Origin of the sequence: Sphingobacterium spiritivorum ATCC 33861, from assembly GCF_000143765.1 — a bacterium.
Classification (GTDB): Bacteria; Bacteroidota; Bacteroidia; order Sphingobacteriales; family Sphingobacteriaceae; genus Sphingobacterium; species Sphingobacterium spiritivorum.
Genome location: NZ_GL379771.1, coordinates 686,091 through 705,447 on the forward strand (window position 1 = coordinate 686,091; position 19,357 = coordinate 705,447).

The 19,357-nt window shown below is 40.6% G+C and carries 11 protein-coding genes; 2 read left to right on the forward strand and 9 right to left on the reverse strand.

Going from position 1 to position 19,357, the window contains the following annotated elements; translation table 11 throughout:
* Window positions 1–70 precede the first annotated feature (70 nt).
* From HMPREF0766_RS12995 to HMPREF0766_RS13035, 9 genes are all read right to left on the reverse strand, one after another.
* Window positions 71–2,380, reverse strand: coding sequence for a GH92 family glycosyl hydrolase (locus tag HMPREF0766_RS12995; protein ID WP_002997977.1), 2,310 nt, complete (start codon window positions 2,378–2,380; stop codon window positions 71–73).
* Between the two features lie 5 nt (window positions 2,381–2,385).
* Complete coding sequence (locus tag HMPREF0766_RS13000) at window positions 2,386–3,102, reverse strand: basic secretory family protein (RefSeq protein ID WP_236590630.1); 717 nt, start codon at window positions 3,100–3,102, stop codon at window positions 2,386–2,388.
* A gap of 5 nt (window positions 3,103–3,107) precedes the next feature.
* Window positions 3,108–5,462 (reverse strand): GH92 family glycosyl hydrolase, encoded by a 2,355-nt coding sequence (locus HMPREF0766_RS13005; RefSeq protein WP_002997981.1) that lies wholly within the window; start codon window positions 5,460–5,462, stop codon window positions 3,108–3,110.
* 145 nt (window positions 5,463–5,607) lie between these two features.
* Window positions 5,608–7,416 carry a RagB/SusD family nutrient uptake outer membrane protein gene (locus tag HMPREF0766_RS13010; protein WP_002997983.1) on the reverse strand — a complete coding sequence of 603 codons (1,809 nt, stop codon included), beginning with the start codon at window positions 7,414–7,416 and terminating at the stop codon, window positions 5,608–5,610.
* Window positions 7,417–7,438: 22 nt separating this feature from the next.
* Window positions 7,439–10,543: a SusC/RagA family TonB-linked outer membrane protein gene (locus HMPREF0766_RS13015; protein ID WP_002997985.1), complete on the reverse strand. Its 3,105-nt coding sequence runs from the start codon at window positions 10,541–10,543 to the stop codon at window positions 7,439–7,441.
* A 42-nt stretch (window positions 10,544–10,585) separates the two neighbouring features.
* The gene (locus HMPREF0766_RS13020; RefSeq protein WP_002997986.1) at window positions 10,586–11,146 is read right to left on the reverse strand and encodes a discoidin/SUN/FTP domain-containing protein; all 561 of its coding nucleotides are present in this window, start codon (window positions 11,144–11,146) and stop codon (window positions 10,586–10,588) included.
* A gap of 96 nt (window positions 11,147–11,242) precedes the next feature.
* Window positions 11,243–11,926 (reverse strand): response regulator transcription factor, encoded by a 684-nt coding sequence (locus HMPREF0766_RS13025; RefSeq protein WP_002997988.1) that lies wholly within the window; start codon window positions 11,924–11,926, stop codon window positions 11,243–11,245.
* A 10-nt stretch (window positions 11,927–11,936) separates the two neighbouring features.
* The gene (locus tag HMPREF0766_RS13030) at window positions 11,937–13,352 is read right to left on the reverse strand and encodes a sensor histidine kinase (RefSeq protein WP_002997990.1); all 1,416 of its coding nucleotides are present in this window, start codon (window positions 13,350–13,352) and stop codon (window positions 11,937–11,939) included.
* Window positions 13,353–13,501: 149 nt separating this feature from the next.
* Window positions 13,502–15,295, reverse strand: a complete 1,794-nt coding sequence (locus tag HMPREF0766_RS13035) for a polysaccharide biosynthesis protein (protein ID WP_236590629.1) — start codon at window positions 15,293–15,295, stop codon at window positions 13,502–13,504.
* Between the two features lie 540 nt (window positions 15,296–15,835).
* Between HMPREF0766_RS13035 and HMPREF0766_RS13040 the strand changes: the two genes are divergently transcribed.
* Together HMPREF0766_RS13040 and HMPREF0766_RS13045 are read left to right on the forward strand one after the other, a co-directional pair.
* Window positions 15,836–16,627, forward strand: a complete 792-nt coding sequence (locus HMPREF0766_RS13040; RefSeq protein WP_002997995.1) for a tyrosine-protein phosphatase — start codon at window positions 15,836–15,838, stop codon at window positions 16,625–16,627.
* Between the two features lie 181 nt (window positions 16,628–16,808).
* A complete protein-coding gene (locus HMPREF0766_RS13045; RefSeq protein ID WP_002997997.1) occupies window positions 16,809–19,355 on the forward strand; it encodes a carboxylesterase family protein in 2,547 nt (848 codons plus the stop codon).
* The last annotated feature ends 2 nt before the right edge of the window (window positions 19,356–19,357 follow it).

Below are 19,357 nucleotides of genomic sequence, written 5' to 3' on the forward strand. Positions count from 1 at the left end.
ATTTTTCAGCTACTAACCTTGATGTAGACACCCTGTCAGTAGCCTGTGTTACTCCTTCAGCTATAAGCAGCTACCGCTTTACAGGCTTGTTACTCATCTCAAAAAGAAGTTCACCCCCATTTTTGATGCTTTCATAGGATAGCACAAAATCTTTTATTGCGACACCATTAAAAGATACCTTTTTAACATATACATTCTTATCTGACTGGTTTTGTGTCTTAATGACTAATACTTTTCCATTTTCCAGATTTAACTTAGCGGATTTGACAAGAGGGCTGCCAATCCAGTAATTATTATCACCGGGAGCTACCGGATAGAAGCCCAATGAACTGAAGATATACCAGGCACTCATCTGACCGCAATCATCATTACCACCTAAGCCCGCCTCTCCGTTTTGATATTGATGACGGATAATCTCCCGTACGCGTTTCTGCGTTTTCCATGGGCTTTTTGTGAGATTGTAGAGATAAGCAACATGATGAGAAGGTTCATTTCCATGTACATAATTACCGATGATACCCTCTCGCGTAATGTCTTCTGTCTGTGCAAAATAGTGATCCGGAAGATGCATAGTAAACAGAGAATCCAGATAAGTTTCTATTTTTTCGGTTCCGCCCATTACAGTTATCATTTCCTGTGGCTGATGCGGTACATATAGACTGTAGTTCCATGAATTTCCTTCTATAAAACCCTGTCCATGCGTATCCAGAACATCAAATTTGCTTCTGAAGTTTCCTTTGGAATCTTTAGGACGCATAAAGCCTATTGACTTATCATACAGGTTCCGCCAGGATCCGGCACGTTTTATAAACGTTTCATAGACCTCCTTGTTACCCAGTTTATGAGCCAATTGAGCAATACACCAGTCATCATAAGCATACTCCAATGTATTGGACACAGAAGTCCCGGAGATATCATCCGGCACATACCCCAGATCAATATAGGCTCCGATACCTTCATATCTTCTGGTATTGGCTGTCTGCACACAAGCTGCTAAAGCTGCCTGCACATCACCTTTATATACACCTTTCATTATTGCATCTACAATAACAGATACCGAATGATATCCGCTCATGCACCAATTATCATTTGCATAATGCGACCATATGGGCAACATCTTTAACACACTTTGATCATAGTGAGCCATCATTGAGGCCACCATATCCGAATTACGGGAAGGGTTGATCAGATTCATCAAAGGATGAAATGCCCTGAACGTATCCCATAACGAGAATGAAGTATAATTAGTGAAGCCTTCCGCTTTATGTATTTCCTGATCCAGACCTTTATATTCACCGTTGCTATCCATATAGATAGTCGGCATCAGGCTGGCATGGTACATCGCTGTATAGAAATTAACAAGATCTTCCTTATTGAGCATGTCGACCTCGATTTTTGCGAGTTCCTTTTCCCACTGCTGTTGTCCTTTCTGAACAAGTTGTTCAAAATCCCAGTCCGGAGTTTCTTCGTCCATATTCGCTAAAGCATTCTTCATACTTACCGGGCTTAAAGCGACTTTCATTGTGATCTGTTCACTATCATCTGTATCAAAATCCAGATGCATACGGATATTATGTGCTGCCAGATCCGGGAAATTATCCTGTTGATTGAATTTTCTCCAGAAACCGTTATAGACCGGCTTCCCGTCCAGATAACGTGCGCCATAGTTTTTGAATGGTTTAGATGTTTTTATAGCAAAGTAAACTGTTCGTGTACGTGCCCATCCGTTAGTTTGCCGATATCCTGTAATGAGGGAATCATTATGTACTTTAACTACTGTCCATACATTCTTGCCTTCATAATTATAAATACCTGCTGTCAGATCAAGGATAAGATGTGATGCATCCGATTTAGGAAAAGTATAGCGATGTACGCCTACACGCGCAGTAGTGGTCATCTCTGCCCGGATGCTATGTTTATCCAGCAGTACACTGTAATAATTTGGTTGAGCAATTTCATTCTGATGACTGTAAGGCGAGCGGTATCCGTCCTGAGGCCGTTGGGCAGTCCCGGGATTGAGCTGTAATTTACCTTGTGTTGGCATGACTAATACATCCCCCAGATCAGAATGCCCGGTCCCACTAAAGTGTGTATGACTGAAACCGACAATTGTCGGATCATCGTATTGATAGCCGGCACAATACTTATACACATCCCCATTGTACTTCCCGTTGACTGCATAAGGAATTGTATCTGTATCCGGACTGAGCTGTACAGCTCCGAAAGGCACGGTTGCTCCAGGAAAAGTATGTCCCATTTTAGCCGTTCCAATCAATGGATTGACATATTGAATAAGGTTTTGCTGTTGTGCCTGACTTACAAATGGAATATGCGCCAAAAGAACAAGAGATAAAAAGGAGACTGTTAACTTTACATTCATAGTGATTAGTTTAATGAGGGATCAGCAGCATAGCGGTCCCAGAGCTGATCCAGATCCTGACCCGTCTGTTGCTTCCAGAAGCTGTCGTTATATTTCTTTGTTCGCATCTTTTGATCCAGTGCTTTAATAATATTCTTCTTTACTCTTCTGTCCAGCCAGTAAAAGAAACGGGCTGTAATACGATAAGAGTCTGTGTATTTCTGTTTTTCATTAACGTCAGGCAGCTTCCAGTTTGCGGAAGCATTATCAACGCCTTCCGTAAATCTCACATAGTCTGCAATACCTTCAGTGATCCACCAGGGACCGGCACCATTTGGATACCCCTGTACAATATGCATCACTTCATGTGTCACGACGTCAATATCATTAGGATTTTTCTTAAACCATCCCGGACTATACCGGACAATACCTCCGGCAGTAGCTGCTACTCCATTGTAGCCCGGATCGATCACAAAAGAGACCTGCTTCCGAGTATGCTTATTATATTTCTTTGCTAATTTCGGATAATTAACAAAATAAGTATCAATAAGTTTTTGTTTTAAGGCCGGATCAAAATCTGCCTGTTTGTTGATCCATATCAGAGAATATTTCCCTTTATTAATGGTATCTACTTCAAAAGCCTCTTTCCGATCATCATCCGTGTGTTGCCAGTTGTTCTGTGCATATACCGTAACATGTCCTGTTCCAATCATTAATAGCAGGCAACACAAAATTCGTTTCATTTTTTTCATTTTTTATTTTTGGTTGATTTCTTTGTTATTGTTTTCCATTCCTCACTCATTGAATACGGAGCGGAAGATGCATCCGTTCCTCTCGACAGATTAGGTGTAGTACTCATATCAAAATTCAAGACTCCGCCCTGTACTAAACCATGGTGACTCAGCCAGTTTTTGTTATAGGACTGTCCGTTCAACTCCAGATTATTAATATAAATATGCTTATCTGATGCATTCTTTGCGACAATCTCTACTTTATGACCGTTTTCAAAATGAAGCACTGCCTTTGGAAACAAAGGGGCACCTATTACGTATTGATCAGTTGCCGGACATACCGGATAGAATCCCAATGCTGAAAAAACATACCATGCAGAGGTCTGGCCATTATCCTCATCTCCGCAGTACCCGTCTGGTGTAGCCCTATACATTCGGTCAAGAACCTGCCTGACCCAGTACTGTGCTTTCCATGGCTGCCCTGCATAATTATACAGATAGATCATATGCTGGATGGGCTGATTGCCATGCGCATATTGCCCCATATCGGCAATCTGCATTTCCCGGATTTCATGAATCGTTCCTCCGTAATAGCTGTCATCAAATACAGGTGGCTGTGTAAAAACGCTATCCAGCATCCGTACAAAAGTTGCTTTCCCTCCCATCAGATCGATCAGCCCTTTCACATCATGAAATACACTCCAGGAGTAATGCCAGCTATTTCCTTCGGTAAAAGCATCCCCCCATTTCAACGGATTAAAAGGTGTCTGAAATTTTCCGTCTTTATTTTTTCCACGCATCAGATTGGTTGAAGGATCAAACAGATTACGATAGTTCTGTGCACGATTTGCGTACAGATCGATCTCTTTCTGTGGTCGCTTTAATGCTTTTGCGAGTTGATAAATTGCAAAATCATCGTAAGCATATTCCAGAGTCCGTGCAGCATTTTCATTGATGCCTACATCGTATGGAACATAGCCCAACTCATTATAATAGCCCACTCCCTTACGTCCCACAGCGGTCATCGGACCTTCGTTGTTTGCACCATGCAGAAGACCTTCATAAAGCGTGTGTATATCATAGCCCCTCAACCCTTTCATATAGGCATCAGAAACTACAGATGCCGAGTTGTTTCCGATCATAATGTCCGCATATCCGGGGCTGCTCCATTCGGGCAGAAAACCACCCTCCAGATAAGCATTTTTCAATCCTTCCTGCATTTCAATATTTATAGAAGGATACATGAGATTAAGAAATGGATACAATGCCCGGAATGTATCCCAAAACCCCGTCCCTCCATAGAGATAACCCGGCAAAACTTTTCCATTATAAGGACTGTAATGCAAAACTTCACCTTCCCGGGATATTTCATAAAGCTTATTCGGGAAAAATAAAGTACGGTACAGCGTAGAATAAAAGGTTCGCATCTGATCAATATTTTCTCCTTCTACTGCAATACGACCAAGTTTTGCATTCCATATATTCCGTCCATCCGACACCAGCTGATCAAAGGATCTGTTGCCCAATTCTTCCAGGTTTACCAGAGCCTGCTCTGCGCTTATAAAGGAAGATGCGACTTTAACATGAACAGTTTTTGACCGGTCCTTAATTTTAAATCCAACAATAGCACCTGTCTGATTCGCCGTTGATTTTGTTTTACCATTGAACCTTGACTTGTCTTCCCAGGTCGAAAAATTATCAAAAGGCTGATCAAACACCAATACAAAGTAGTTTTTAAAATTTGGCAGTTTTCCTCTTGAATATCTTGATGAATATCCGATAATCATATTTTTTTCCGGAATAATCTGTACTTCGGATCCTCTGTCAAAGGCATCCAGCACGACAAAGGCACTATCTGTTGGCTGAAAAGTAAATCTAAACATTGCTGCACGCTCTGTAGGTGTTATTTCAGCTTTGACATTATGATCAGCCAGGTACACCGAATAATGATAGGGTTTGGCAGATTCCGACTTATGAGAAAACCAGCTTGCTCTTCCTTCCTGATCAAAAACGCCTTTTCCAGTTACAGGCATAAGGGAAAATTGTCCGTAATCATTCATCCATGGAGAGGGTTGATGCGTCTGTTTGAGTCCTCTTATTTTATCTGCAGCGTACACATACTGCCACCCATCACCATTTTTACCCGTCTGCGGTGTCCACATATTCATACCCCATGGTAATCCTATAGCCGGATAAGTATTGCCATTGGAAAGTGATGGTTTTGAATCTGTACCCATTAAAGGGTTTACCAGATCTACAGGTTCTATTGAACGGCCATTGATCTTCTGTGCTACTGCAGGAATCGGATTTATGTATCCAATTGCCAGAAATATGCATATGCTTAATCCTGATAATTTATTCTTTATTTTCATGGGTATATATTAGTCTCGTCATCAATATGTCAGAGCAGTATTCCGGCTCTGTAAGTAAATAGATCTTGCACTATATCCATACAGCACAAGATCTCCATTCGTAAATTATGCGTTCAGCATCTTGCTGTTCAAGTTTAAAGACCTGTTACCAGCCCGCATTTTGCACCATTTTTTCATTCTTCAAAATCTCTATATTCGGTATCGGAAACAGGTAATCTCTCTCCTTTTTAAATACTCTTGTTTCAATAAGAGTTTTGGTATAAAAAGCATCTCCGTCAGCATTCAGATTTAGTCCGTATACAGCACCTCCGTCTGTATCCTCGGCAATTTTCCACCTTCTTGTGTCAAAAAATCTTACATTCTCAAATGCCAGTTCGACCTGCCTTTCTCTACGTATTGCCTCCCTCATTGCTCCCTGAGATCCCGGAACAGGGATAGTGGCAGATCCATATACCGGTATTCCGGCACGCTCGCGGATCAGATTGAGATATTTGAGGATATCAGCATTTGCCGGATCAGATTCATTGAGTGCCTCTGCATAATCCAGATAAATATTGGCCAGCCGGATCAGAAGTGCTCCGCGGCTATTCCCATTTGCAGACACATTTTTGCGAACGGTATATCCTGTTGGAGTCACATCCGAAGTACTTTGTGATCTTCCCGAATTACCGCTGTAATTGAATTGGGAAAGTACCGCCGTGCTACTGTTCGCCTGGTTTAGCCAATAACTTCCATTATAAGTAATGCCCACATAAAATCTCGGTTCTCTGTTTACATATGCTCCGAATGTCGTTCGGGAAGCCACATCATAGGGTGCTTTAAAGCTGACAAATCCATCTTTTGTGTAGCCGGAAGTTACATCCGTTATAGATTTGCCGTTATTCATAAAGTAAGCATCTACAATTGTCTGAGTAGCTCCTAAAGCTCCTCCTCCCTGTGCTCCCGAAGGAAATCCGACATGTTTGGGCGTGCGGTCATATTGTGCATTATTACTACTGTTGGAGCGGGCAAAAATCCACTCCTGATTCCAGTCTGTTGTCATCACATTGCGACAGGACAGATATGCAGCAACAAAAGGATCTGCATTGTTCACCTTATACAGCTGATAATAATTAGGTACAAATTCGTCAATAAATGCTTTAGCCGCTGTTGCTGCATCTCTCCACTTTTCCGGATTTGCATTTGCACTGAACAGTGCAGTACCATCCGTATTTTTTACTCCCGCAAAAGCGGTATTCCCATTAAACAACGGACTTGCATTCAATAACAACGCTTCTACTTTATACGCCTTTACCACACCTTTTGTAATGCGTCCATATTCATTATTACTAGGTTCGTATGGAAGATCTGTATATGCTTTATCGAGTTCTGACACGATATAAGCAATACACTCATCAAATGGTGTACGAGCCAGTTTCAGATCGGAGATAGGTTTGTTGATATCCAATATCTCCTCTCCCAGGATCGGCACAGGTCCATAGGCTCTTACCAGATAATAATAATACAATGCGCGTAGTGCTCTCGCCTCTGCCTTGTAAGTCGTCTTCATCAGGTCGTTTACTTCTACAGGATTTGCCCCGTCTATATTTTGAATAAAGTATGAAGCATTCCGGATACCGCGGTAGTAGCTGTTCCAGAAACTTTCAATAGTCCCATCCGTATTACTCCATACCGATCTGATCATATTGTTACTGTAATTAAAATCCCAGGTGTATTTGGCTTCATCCGAAGAAGCCGTCCACGGCCCAGAATTCTGTGTAGCCACAAACCGCTGAACCATTTCATTCGGAATTACAGAATAGATATTGGCCAAAAATTTATCAGTATTGGCTTTGGACTTAAAAATATCCTCTACTGTAATGACATCATCCGGCACCTGATCCAGATACTTATTACAGCCACTAAAGCACGACATCGTCAGCAGTGCAAATAAGATATATATTGATTTTTTCATGATCTTTGATTTAATAGATGAGTTAAAAACTAGCCTGAACACCTAATGTTACTGTGCGGACATTCGGGTATCGGGTACCATTGCTGGTATTGAGTTCAGGATCCCAAAGCTTAAATTTACTCCAGTACAACAGATTTACTCCCTGGATGTAGATCCGGGCATTTTTCATTCCTATACTCTGAAAAGTTCCCTTTTTAAAATTATACCCCAGATCGATGGTTTTTAATCTCAGGAAATCGATGTCTTTCACCCACCAGGTAGAACTGACAGCATTATTTTTATTTGCGGCATTTCCATAAGCCAACCGGGGATAGAAAGCATTGGGATCAGGATTTTCTTCTGTCCAGCGATCTTCAGCAACAGCAAATAAGTTACTTCTCTCAGCTCCTGTACTGTTATTAAATGGAATAATACCATCTCCGGCAATCTGTCTGTCGGCTCCTGAAATTCCCTGAAAAAATGCACCTACATAAAACTGCTTATAGGTGACATTAAATCCGAAACCGTAAATCGTATTCGGAACATCCCCGTTACCAATGCGTGTAACATCATTTGCATTGATGATACCATCTCCATTCAGATCTTTGTAACGGATATCTCCTACTCGCTGCGCACCTAAAGCACTCTGATCGGCATGTTCAGCAATCTCTTTCTGAGACTGGAATAAGCCATCTGCCACATAACCAAAACGAGACAGATAATTCACGCCACGCCTTTCCATATAATCAAATGGTTGTTTCGGCTGATCATTTTCTATAACCTTATCCTTATTATGGGTAAAGGTCGCCCTCATATCCAGATAAGCTTTGCCTATAGCAATGGGAGCCAGTTCCAGAGTTGCATCTATACCTTTATTATCCAGTATCCCCAGATTGCCCCACGGAGAACTGTTCAATCCTACATAGCCCGGAAGCGCACCCCGCTGCAGGAAAACGCCTGAGCGTCTTTCTTTAAAGAAATCAACTGTCAATGATAATTTAGATTTTAAGGTTTTGATCTCTACACCAAGATTCTGTTTATGAGATTCAGCCCATTGTACATTGGTACCGTAATCTGTAATAGCCGTTCCGCCATATCCCACATTATTGGATCCGTTACCGAAAGTATAGCCTCCTGCTTCGGTATTAACTAAAGTCAGATAGCCAAAACGTCGCACCCCACTGTTAATATCCAATGCTCCGCCATCTCCGACTATACCATTGGAATAACGTAGTTTTAAGAAATCAAAAACATCCTTTACAGGTTCATAGAATTTTTCATTAGAAACAACCCATCCGACTCCGAAAGAAGGGAAAAATCCGAATTTCATATCCGGAGCAAAGTTTTCAGAACCGTTATATCCGAAATTTCCTTCCACAAAATACTTATCAGCAAAAGAATAAGTCAATCTTCCGGCTAATCCCTGACTTCTGAAAGGCAATGAAGAAGTTACGCTATTGGCAAAAGCAAATGTTTTCTCTCTTTGATTGAATAACAACATAGCACTGATCGTATGATCCTCTGCAATAGTGGTGTTATAGTTTAGAGATGCCTCGGTATAGAACTGTCTGTTTGCATCATTACTCTTTGAGAACGCCAGATCATCTGTACCCTGTGATATGATATTCAATATCGGGTTCCCGTTTTCATCATATGGGAATAATCTGTTGATCAGATAAGTACTTCTGTTGCGGACACGATTAATGGTGTGCGAATTCCAGATATCAAACGAATATAAAGCAGAAAATGTCAATCCCGGAACCCAAAATTTCAGGTCCTGTGTCAATCTTGCATTAGTCATAATCTGATTAGAGAAGATATTCTGGAAACCTGTCTGTGTGACAAGTGCATAAGGGTTGGGCTGTGCTCCTGCGCTGCTGACTCCCGGTACCAGATTACCCGGGTACATCACCGGATATAAAACAGGATTGGTCTGCATGACATTTGAAAATGCATCCTGCGGATTTACCCCCGGATAGTTGATGTTAGCCACATATCCCTGCATTCCCAACTCAAATTTGGTGGTAGAGGTCCAGTTCATCGATACATTAGAAGTGAAATTGTACCGCTTAAATCTTGTAGTAGCATCATAACTCTGTAATGCATCTGTACGTAGCAAACTTTCTTCATCATAATAGGCTCCTGACACATAATAGTTAGCAAACTCAGATCCTCCTCTTGCACTGAAGTTGGCTCTTCTATTAGTAGATACACTTCTGAACAATTCATCCATCCAGTTTACATTAGGATATAAATAGGGATCCGTACCAAGAATGGTATTGTTTATATAATTATTTGAATATTCTTTCTCCAGTCCTGTCGCGATCCGGGCCTCATTCCGAAGTTTCATATACGTTACTCCATCCGTCAATTCAGGCCTTTTTGTAAAGGAAGTCAGTCCCTGATTGTAATTGAACATCAGGACAGGTTTACCGCTCATCCCTCTTTTCGTAGTAATGAGAATTACCCCATTTGCTCCTGCCACACCATAGACTGCCGTAGCTGAAGCATCTTTTAATATCGTAAAGGAAGAAATATCTTCCGGATCGAAGCTATTAATATCCCGTCCCTGAATACCATCTACCACCACTAACGGGGAAGCATTATTTCCGGACTGATTAAAGGTCGAGATACCTCTGATCCACAGGTCAGCTCCGTCCGATCCGGGGAGCCCTGTCCGCTGTACGCCGATGAGTCCTGAGATACGTCCTGCTAAAGCTGCACTCAGGTTGGCGATAGGCACTTTAAGATCTTCGACTTTCACAGTAGACTGCGCACCGACCAGACTGATCTTCTTCTGCTGTCCGTACCCAACCACCACAACTTCATTGATGCTGTTATTGATCGCTTTGAGGGTAACATTAAGATTGATAGTCGTATTGATAACGGTTCGGTAGTCTTCATAACCGATATAACGAACTACTATTGTATCTCCTCTTGCTGCAAGAATATTGAATTGTCCTGACGGATCAGTAGCAACAGTCTTTTTAGATGCTGTATTGACGACAGTAACCCCGTCAAGCGGATTATTCAGTTCGTCTTTTACTGTACCGGTGATATCCAATTCTGACTTTGTCTGTGCAAACGCCGCAGACATACAGACTGTACCGATCAGCAGCCAAAGGCTGACGAGTAACTTTCTTTTCATATTTGGTTTAGTTTAGTTTAGAAATTGATTAGATAGGATGGCTTATTCAGGCACGTTGATAACTCTCCACTCCGCAAGCTGAAACAGTCCTGTCCCACCCCGGATAGCTTTCACATTCAAACGGTAATACCGGTATTTCTCTTTGTTATTGATATCAAAACGTACCTTTTGGTTGCGGGACGTAAACAGATAGCCTTGTTTACTGTCTACTGATATCCAGGCGGATCCGTCATTAGACCCCATAAGTTCCCAGTCTTTAGGATCACGATCCTGCGCATCATTGGCAGATGCCAGAATGTATGCCCCTACAGAAATACCTCCCGGAAAAGAAAGCTGCATGTAAAGATCATCATAGTATGGATTGATTAGAAATTTGGTATTGTAATCCTGGTCGACTACTTTAAGAGATCCCTCATTTGCGGTTTTCCCTCCCGAGTTTTCACGATTAACCGAAAGGTTGCCATAGGCTGTAATGTCCATTTCAGGTTCCTTTTCGGATTCTAAGAGGTCGTATTGCCTGACTTCGGTTTTGTCGCAGCCCGTCAGACAGGCAAACAGCCCGCAGAGGACAAATGCTTGTTGAAATTTGGTTAGCTTTTTCATAAATTAAGGTAATTAATACACTAAAACGGATTAGCATATCGAAATTACAAAGCCTTAATTAATAAAGTTGTTAACCGGTTGTTAATGACAAAAAAATCAGGACTGGGGTATACGAAAAATAAAACCCACCTTATAGACGGTTTCTAATTGCACATTAGCAGAATGCGACAACAACTTTCTGATGCGGGACACAAATACATCCAGACTTCGACCAAGGAAGTAATCGTTCTCGCCCCAGACTGCCAGCAGAATGTCTTCACGTTTGAGCACACGGTTAGGATTCAGTGCAAAATACTTCCAGACAGCAAATTCTCGTTCGGTTAGTTTTACCTCATAATTATTCTCAAAAATCAGCATCATTTGATCCTGAATAATACGAATATCTCCGATAGCCAGATCTGCAGATCGTCTGACCTGCTGGCGATTAATAATATTATGAATACGCCAGGAAAGTTCTTCTATATCAAACGGCTTAGTGATATAATCATCGCCTCCCAGTTTTAACCCATAGATCTTGCTTTCTTTTGTATTTCGGGCTGTCAGAAAAATAAAACGCTGCTCAGGTTGAGTTTCTAATAGTTGACGAACCAGATCAAAACCTGTATCATCCGGCAACTGCACATCCACAATTAACAGATCAAAAAGTTGTTTCTGACACAACTCTTCCGCTTCACGGCTGGATGTCGCCAGTAAAGTCTCAAATCCGGAAGTTTGCAAATATTGCTGCGTCACCAGACCCAGATCTATATCATCCTCAATAATCAGAATCTTTCCCTTCATAACTCGTATGTTAATTAACTTCCACCATAGGGATAACTAATGTAAATACTGACCCTTCTCCGATTACAGTATCTACTTTAATATCCCAGTCATGTTGTACCACGGTCTGTTGCACATAATACAACCCCAGCCCCACCCCGTTTTTCGCATACTCCGGCTTACCTCTAAAAAATTTTTTAAACATATGCGTCAGCGTTTCTTTGTCTATGCCATTTCCGTTGTCTTTCACATGAAGTTCAATTAGCTGTTCCTGCACAGTTACCCATACCTGGATAAGTTTATCCTTCCGGTTGTTGTACTTAACCCCGTTTTCTACCAGATTATTGAGTAACGTCGTAAACATAAATCTGTTAGTAACAATATGGTATCTCTTTTCTTCACCTTTGGGAGAATAATCAATTTCGACCTCTTTCCCATAATTGATACACAGGTCTGTAACGCTTTCGTCCAGCAGCTCATGAAGATTATAGATATCTTTTTCTACATGATGAGGGCTGAACTTACTCACATTGATAGCCTGATTGATAAGCTTGTCAAGCCGACCCGCTTGTCTGTCGATGATATCCAGATTGATTGTACTCATGCCTGCGCTATCTGCAGGGATATCTCTTCTCACATTTTTACTCGCCACCTGTATTGTTGCCAGGGGAGTATTAAATTCATGGGTAATATTATTAAGAAAATCTGTCGTCATTTCATTCATTTTCTTTTGTCTAACCCAATTGTTGAAGGTCAGAAAATAAATTCCGACAACAGCCAGCAAACAACAGCCTGATAACAAAAGTAAAGGAAGAATATTTTTGAGAACAGTTAATGTTTTACCGTCTTTATCTGCATACAAAGAAAATTCGACCCGATTGCTATATTTCAGATGGGAAGAAATAAATAAACTGGAAACCATTTGATGGGGATTGATCAACCGGGGATCTCCCTGAATGATGGTGATGGTATCCGGAGATGACATTGGGCGGGAGTCCAGCAAATCAATGAAATTGTGCCCGTCAAAAGTAATAGAAATACCATCCAGAACCAGTGTATATTTAAAGTGAGTATCCAGATTATCCTTTTGGAGCAACTCCGCAAATAAGCTGTCCATCGTAGAACCTTCCTGAAGCTGTCGGACAATCTGATGATAGATTTCAGCGCCCCGCATTTTGAATAATTCAGGATCTCTGTGATATAGACTATCCAGTGTTGACATTTTTGGCAACAATACGGAATCAATTATAGCTTGCCCCCCCGGAAAGAGCTTGTCGTTGATAATGGCTCTCTCATACGATACCTTAAGCTTATTTTTCTCTTTTTTGAACAGGTCATTGCTTTTGATGGTATACGTACTTGATATTAATTGGTACTGTAAGATCATCAAAACCACAAAACTGGCAATAGCAATAAGTTTATAAATTCTTTCGGTATTCAGGTACATAAATCAGCGATTGGGTATTCGCAAATTTGGTAATTATATAGCTAAGAGACCAATTTTATTTTATTCGGGAACATATCTCTTCAAGATAAATCCGGTCTGTCCATTCGTATACATAAGTGGTTGATTTTTCTAAATGGGAACAAATTCTTTTATTCCCGATTTATTTCTACAGTAGGCTGACTGTCCAGCTGTTCGTATATGGAGTTTTGCGAAACAAATTCGGGTACAATATTTTTAAGAATCCGAACCAAATCTATTGGTTTTATTACTCCTGAACGCCTGTCCAATATGTGTGCACAAAGCTTCTCCAACAAAATTCTTTTCTCATTCAGGTCTTCACTGTTGATCTTTGCAATCATTATTTTTTCGTGATGCGTTCTGATTGTATTTTCATTATTTGCCAGCAGTTCTTCATATATCTTTTCTCCGGGGCGTAATCCCGTTATCTTGATATCAATATCCTCCGGATAGCGGTAACCTTTGAGTCGGATCATACGCTTCGCAAGTTCTATGATCTTTACAGATTTGCCCATATCAAAAACAAATATTTCTCCGCCTTTACCCATCACACCCGCTTCCTGAACCAGTTGGCAAGCCTCCGGAATGGTCATAAAATAACGTGTAATATCTGGGTGTGTCAGTGTCAAAGGACCTCCTGCTTCCATTTGTCTTTCAAATAAAGGAATAACAGATCCGTTTGATCCCAGTACATTGCCAAACCGGGTAACAATAAAGGCTGTCTGTTGCTGTTGCTGACAGCTATTAACATATATCTCTGCAGCTCTTTTTGTCGCTCCCATCACATTTGTCGGATTAATCGCCTTATCGGTTGAAACCATCACAAATTTTTTGGTTTTATACTTAACGGCCATATCCGCCACATTCCGGGTGCCAATAACATTTGTTAAGATAGCTTCATATGGATTTTGTTCCATTAACGGAACATGTTTATATGCCGCCGCATGAAACACCAGGTCTGGACGAAACTGTGCAAATATCTCCTCCATGAAAAGCCGGTCTCTCACATTACCCACTATATAGTGCACCCGTTCAGGATGAGTAGCGAGTAGCGTTTGCTGCACATCATATATAGCAGATTCAGCCTGGTCAATCAAAATTAACTGATCATAATTCTGTAAGGAAATCTGTCTGGCCAGTTCGGAACCTATAGACCCTGCAGCGCCAGTCACCAGTATTACTTTTCCATACATCTCATGCTGTATAGCCGGATTATCCAGTTGAATAACCTTTCTCCCTAAGAGATCTTCGATTTTCAACGCCCGGATCTGCCGTTGATTTCCGGCATTCAGCATGGTGTTGGACGGAGGCATTATTCGTATCTCCAGTTCCAGATCCTGTGCCTTTTCACTAATACGTTCCAGTCTCTCCGGATCATTATTCTCCACTGCAATAATAATCTGTTCGATATTATATTCATGAATCAATTCTTTGTCCAGGCGGTCTAATCCCAGAATTTTGAATCCGGCGAGGCGCTTGCCTACTCTTGATGGTTTGTCTTCTACAAATGCAAATACTGAATATTTGACCCTTACATCATCTCTTAATAACGATAAAGCCATCAGACCCGGTCTTGAGGCTCCGAAAATCAAGACATTTACCTGTTTCCTTTTTCGAAGAAAAAATGCTTCATATATAGTCCTGTAGAAAATACGTGCAGCGACCAGTACTACCATACTTAGAAATGCATGCATAAAGAGTACAGCGTATGACATGCGCAGATAATCGCCTAAAATCGATTCTTCGGAAATAAAAAAGCGAAAACCAAGATTTGCAGCCATTAAGGTCAGCATCGCTAGCCATATGACTTTGAAGACACGTATTGCATCCCGAATACCCGTCTGTCTGACAATTCCCCGGAATGTACCATAACTGATAAAAAAGAAAAGATATACCAGAACAATCAGGACACCTTTTTTCAGCATTAAGTCCAATTCAAAACTGCCCTTAAAACTGTTAATAATAAAGTTGGAGAATAAATAACAGAAAAATACAATTGAGATATCAATCAGTAAAATAACCCATCTGGGATTATCTTTTCTCAATCTTCGCTTTAGGTCTATAAAATTCAACATATCACATTTTCTGTGATCACAAATATGCAAGTATTATTCCACATTACCATCAATTCTGATAATAACCAAATTTGGACAACTTTTTGCTATAATAAAATTATTAGGTATAAATAAGCATTAAAATTTATAAAAATGTATGGATATTAATAGTTAACATTTATTATCCCTTTACGCAAGTCCAATAATCAACAAGCATTCAAAAATATGAAAAACAAATACAAAATCAACGCTTCGTTAATTTTAGATATGTCAAAAGAAAATAAAAGTAAATATTTTACTACATTTTCAAATTAAACAACTTATCTTTGTATTGATAATTATTTAATTCTGTTGTAGCATATAGGATCAATACAACGTTATGATTAATAATTGTACAGTATAAACAACAATATGAGTCTTCTATCAAAGTTATTCCGTAAGAAAGAAAATACACTTCATCATAATGCCCTGGCATTTATGGAGGTTGATATGCATAATCACCTTTTACCAGGTATTGATGATGGTAGTAAATCAGTAGACCAGTCTGTAAAACTAATTGAGGGATTACAGGAATTAGGACTACACAAGTTTATATGTACTCCCCATATCATGGATGGTGTATATGCCAATACGAGTCGAACGATTGACGCTGCTTACCAAAAACTTAAGTCTACACTTGTTTCCAGAGAATCAAAAGTAGAGCTTAGCTTTGCAGCTGAACATATGATTGATCAGGGTCTTGACCTCATCATAGCGGATAATAAATTATGCGTGATGCCTAATGATTACGTACTCATAGAAATGTCCTATTTAGCAGAATCAAAGTCTTTATTTAGGACGATCATGGATATACAGGCCATGGGTTATAAACCAATATTAGCCCATCCGGAGAGATATAACTATTATCATCAGAACTTTAAGATTTTTAAACAAATCAAAGATGCCGGTTGTGCTCTTCAGCTTAATCTGCTGTCAGTGTCCAGATATTACGGCAGTAATGTAAAAACAACTGCGCTTACGTTGATAAAATCTGGGTTATATGATTTTATCGGAACAGATATTCACCACGAAAAACATCTGGCAGCTATAAAAGAAGTCGCTACAAAATATCCGTTAGGCGATCTTCTGAAAACCTGTCCGATTCGCAATCATGAACTCCTTACCAGTAATAATCCAAGCAAAGAATTTATTGCGGTAGGATAAACGGATATAACAATATTAGGAAAGCAACTCCATAAACGGGTAGCTTTTTTTGTATATTGTTCATACAGATTATCTTAACAATACTTGCTCTCAACACATATTTGTAACGACATTATCAAATTGTTTTGGCGAAAATTTCGATTTTATATGCTATTATTACAGTGCTTAAACCTTTTTGCATATGAAAAACAACCTATTTCTCGTTAAACAGAAGCATTTCATTCTATTTTTATCCTTTAGTTTTATATCCTTATGTGCCGGCGCTCAAAAAACGCATACCTTTACTGAAGGATTGTACGTAGAGATTCCCCAGAATTATGGTCGGGAAGCGCTGTACACAGATGAATTATTATGGCAACTCTACAGCAACAAGCTATCTACACCTGCTGCTGGCAAAACCTTAGAACTTTCTTTATCCCAAAATAAATGGATAAAAGCGACTGCAGACAGCACAGGCTTCTTCAGACCCCAAAGAGGAAACGGAGGAAATCTCCAGCAGCCTAATAATCCTCCCGGTCCGGGACGAATAGCAGAACAGAATACAAGCCCCAGGCCTGCACAACAATTCCGTGGTCCAAGACCTAGCTATCTGTATCTGACCTACAATTCTTCCAAAGAACAAACTGCAATACTCAACGTGAAGGGAAATAGTGCGGTACTTGTAAACGGAGCACTGCACTTCGGTGATCCATATCGAATGGGGTGGATGGACATTCCGGTACAGTTAAAAAAAGGACTTAATGAATTCTATGTCCGTGGAGCTTATGTATCAGCGAATCTAACTTTTCCGCAGCATCCCGTACGGTTTTCGATTCATGATCTTACTTTACCGGATATCGTACAAGGTAAAAATAACAGTGATCTAACTATAGGAATTGTACTATTAAATAATAGCGCACAAAACCTCTCCGGTCTTCAGGTACAAAGTACTACAAACGGCCGGAAAGTGATTAGTGCTGTGCCTGTCATTAACGGAAACAGCACCAGAAAAATAGCTGTACGCATTGATGGCTCCACTGTTCAGCAACCGGGAGACATCACTTCTCAATTATCTTTATTAAAGAATGGAAAAGTTATTAGTCATACACAGATTCAGTTAAGAAGTGTAGATCAAAAAACTGCTTACAGAGTTACATTCGTAAGTAATATTGATAATAGTGTACAATATTATGCTGTCAACCCAGCCACAGGAGGAGAAAAACCTCAGGATGCGCTCTTCTTCTCTGTACACGGAGCAGGAGTCGAAGCTCTGGGTCAGGCGCAAGCATATCAATCTAAAGACTGGGGAACATTAGTGGCACCTACAAATCGTCGTCCCCGTGGATTTAACTGGGAAGACTGGGGACGCTTAGATGCTTTGGAGGTCTTAAGTCTGGCAAAGACTCAATTGCAGCCGGATACACAACGCATCTATCTGACCGGACATTCTATGGGAGGACACGGCACCTGGTTTTTGGGAGCTACCTATCCGGACAAATGGGCAGCAATAGCTCCTTGCGCAGGATATCCTACCCTCAAAGGCTATGGTTCAGCAGATGGATTAGTACCCGAAAAAGGACGTAATGCACTGGAAGAAGTATTACTTAAATCGGGGAATCAGAGTGATGTCATTGCTTACGCAACAAATTACAGACCACTTGGCGTATATATATTGCATGGGGATGCAGACCGCACCGTCTCTGTGGATTATGCAAGACAGATGCGAAATATTCTGGGTGGATTCCATCCTGACTTTAGCTATTATGAATATCCCGGCGGTTCTCATTGGTATAGCAACGAAAGCGTAGACTGGAAGCCTTTATTTGATTATTTCAAGTGGCACAAAAGAAAAACACATAGCGAGGTTGATCATATCGATTTTATGACTGCTAATCCCGGAATATCAGCATCTTATTATTGGGCAACCGTCTATCAGCAGATCCATCCACTGGATTATTCCCGTATTATCTTAGATCGCGATATAACGAAGCGCAGTATTGTTGGACAAACAACAAATGTGCAGACACTTCGTCTGGATCTGAGTGGATTTAACAAAGCAGAACCTTTATCTGTAACTTTAGACAGTTTAAATACCATTGAATACCGCATGACAGACTCCGAAAACTCTTTTGTCTATCTGAAAAAAGAAGGAGCGTCATGGACTGTAATCAATGAGCCAAGCCTTGCACATAAGGGGCCTCACAGAAATGGAACATTCAAAGAGGCTTTTAATAACAGAATGGTCTATGTTTACGGAACTCAGGGAACGAAAGAAGAAAACAATTGGGCCATGGAGAAGGCGCAGTATGATGCTGAAGCCTGGTACTATCGGGGTAATGGAGCATTTGATATCATTGCTGACAGGGATTTTGAAGAAACCAATTATGCTGGCCGAAATATTATTCTGATCGGTAATGCAAAAACAAACAGCGCATGGAATACTTTGATGAAAGATTGTCCGATTCAGGTGGAGACCGGAAAAATCAATATCGGAGGGAAAACCTATGCGGGAAATGATTTGGGCGGATACTTTTACTGGAAGAAACCGGGATCAGATGTTTTATCTGTGGGAGTAATTACCGGCACCGGAATCGCAGGTATGCGGGCAGCAACGGCTAATCAATACTTTGCCGGAGCGAGTGGCTTTCCTGATTATATGTTCTTTAAACTGGCTATGCTCAAAGATGGATTCGAGGGTATCTTAGATGCCGGATTTTACAGCAATGAGTGGAATGTAAAATCTAATTAGAA

What these genes read in the sequence shown, in the direction of transcription:
- HMPREF0766_RS12995 (WP_002997977.1), bottom strand. Translation starts at nt 2,380, where the DNA reads ATGAATGTAAAGTTAACAGTCTCCTTTTTATCTCTTGTTCTTTTGGCG.
- HMPREF0766_RS13000 (WP_236590630.1), bottom strand. Translation starts at nt 3,102, where the DNA reads ATGAAACGAATTTTGTGTTGCCTGCTATTAATGATTGGAACAGGACAT.
- HMPREF0766_RS13005 (WP_002997981.1), bottom strand. Translation starts at nt 5,462, where the DNA reads ATGAAAATAAAGAATAAATTATCAGGATTAAGCATATGCATATTTCTG.
- HMPREF0766_RS13010 (WP_002997983.1), bottom strand. Translation starts at nt 7,416, where the DNA reads ATGAAAAAATCAATATATATCTTATTTGCACTGCTGACGATGTCGTGC.
- HMPREF0766_RS13015 (WP_002997985.1), bottom strand. Translation starts at nt 10,543, where the DNA reads ATGAAAAGAAAGTTACTCGTCAGCCTTTGGCTGCTGATCGGTACAGTC.
- HMPREF0766_RS13020 (WP_002997986.1), bottom strand. Translation starts at nt 11,146, where the DNA reads ATGAAAAAGCTAACCAAATTTCAACAAGCATTTGTCCTCTGCGGGCTG.
- HMPREF0766_RS13025 (WP_002997988.1), bottom strand. Translation starts at nt 11,926, where the DNA reads ATGAAGGGAAAGATTCTGATTATTGAGGATGATATAGATCTGGGTCTG.
- HMPREF0766_RS13030 (WP_002997990.1), bottom strand. Translation starts at nt 13,352, where the DNA reads ATGTACCTGAATACCGAAAGAATTTATAAACTTATTGCTATTGCCAGT.
- HMPREF0766_RS13035 (WP_236590629.1), bottom strand. Translation starts at nt 15,295, where the DNA reads ATGCTGAAAAAAGGTGTCCTGATTGTTCTGGTATATCTTTTCTTTTTT.
- HMPREF0766_RS13040 (WP_002997995.1), top strand. Translation starts at nt 15,836, where the DNA reads ATGAGTCTTCTATCAAAGTTATTCCGTAAGAAAGAAAATACACTTCAT.
- HMPREF0766_RS13045 (WP_002997997.1), top strand. Translation starts at nt 16,809, where the DNA reads ATGAAAAACAACCTATTTCTCGTTAAACAGAAGCATTTCATTCTATTT.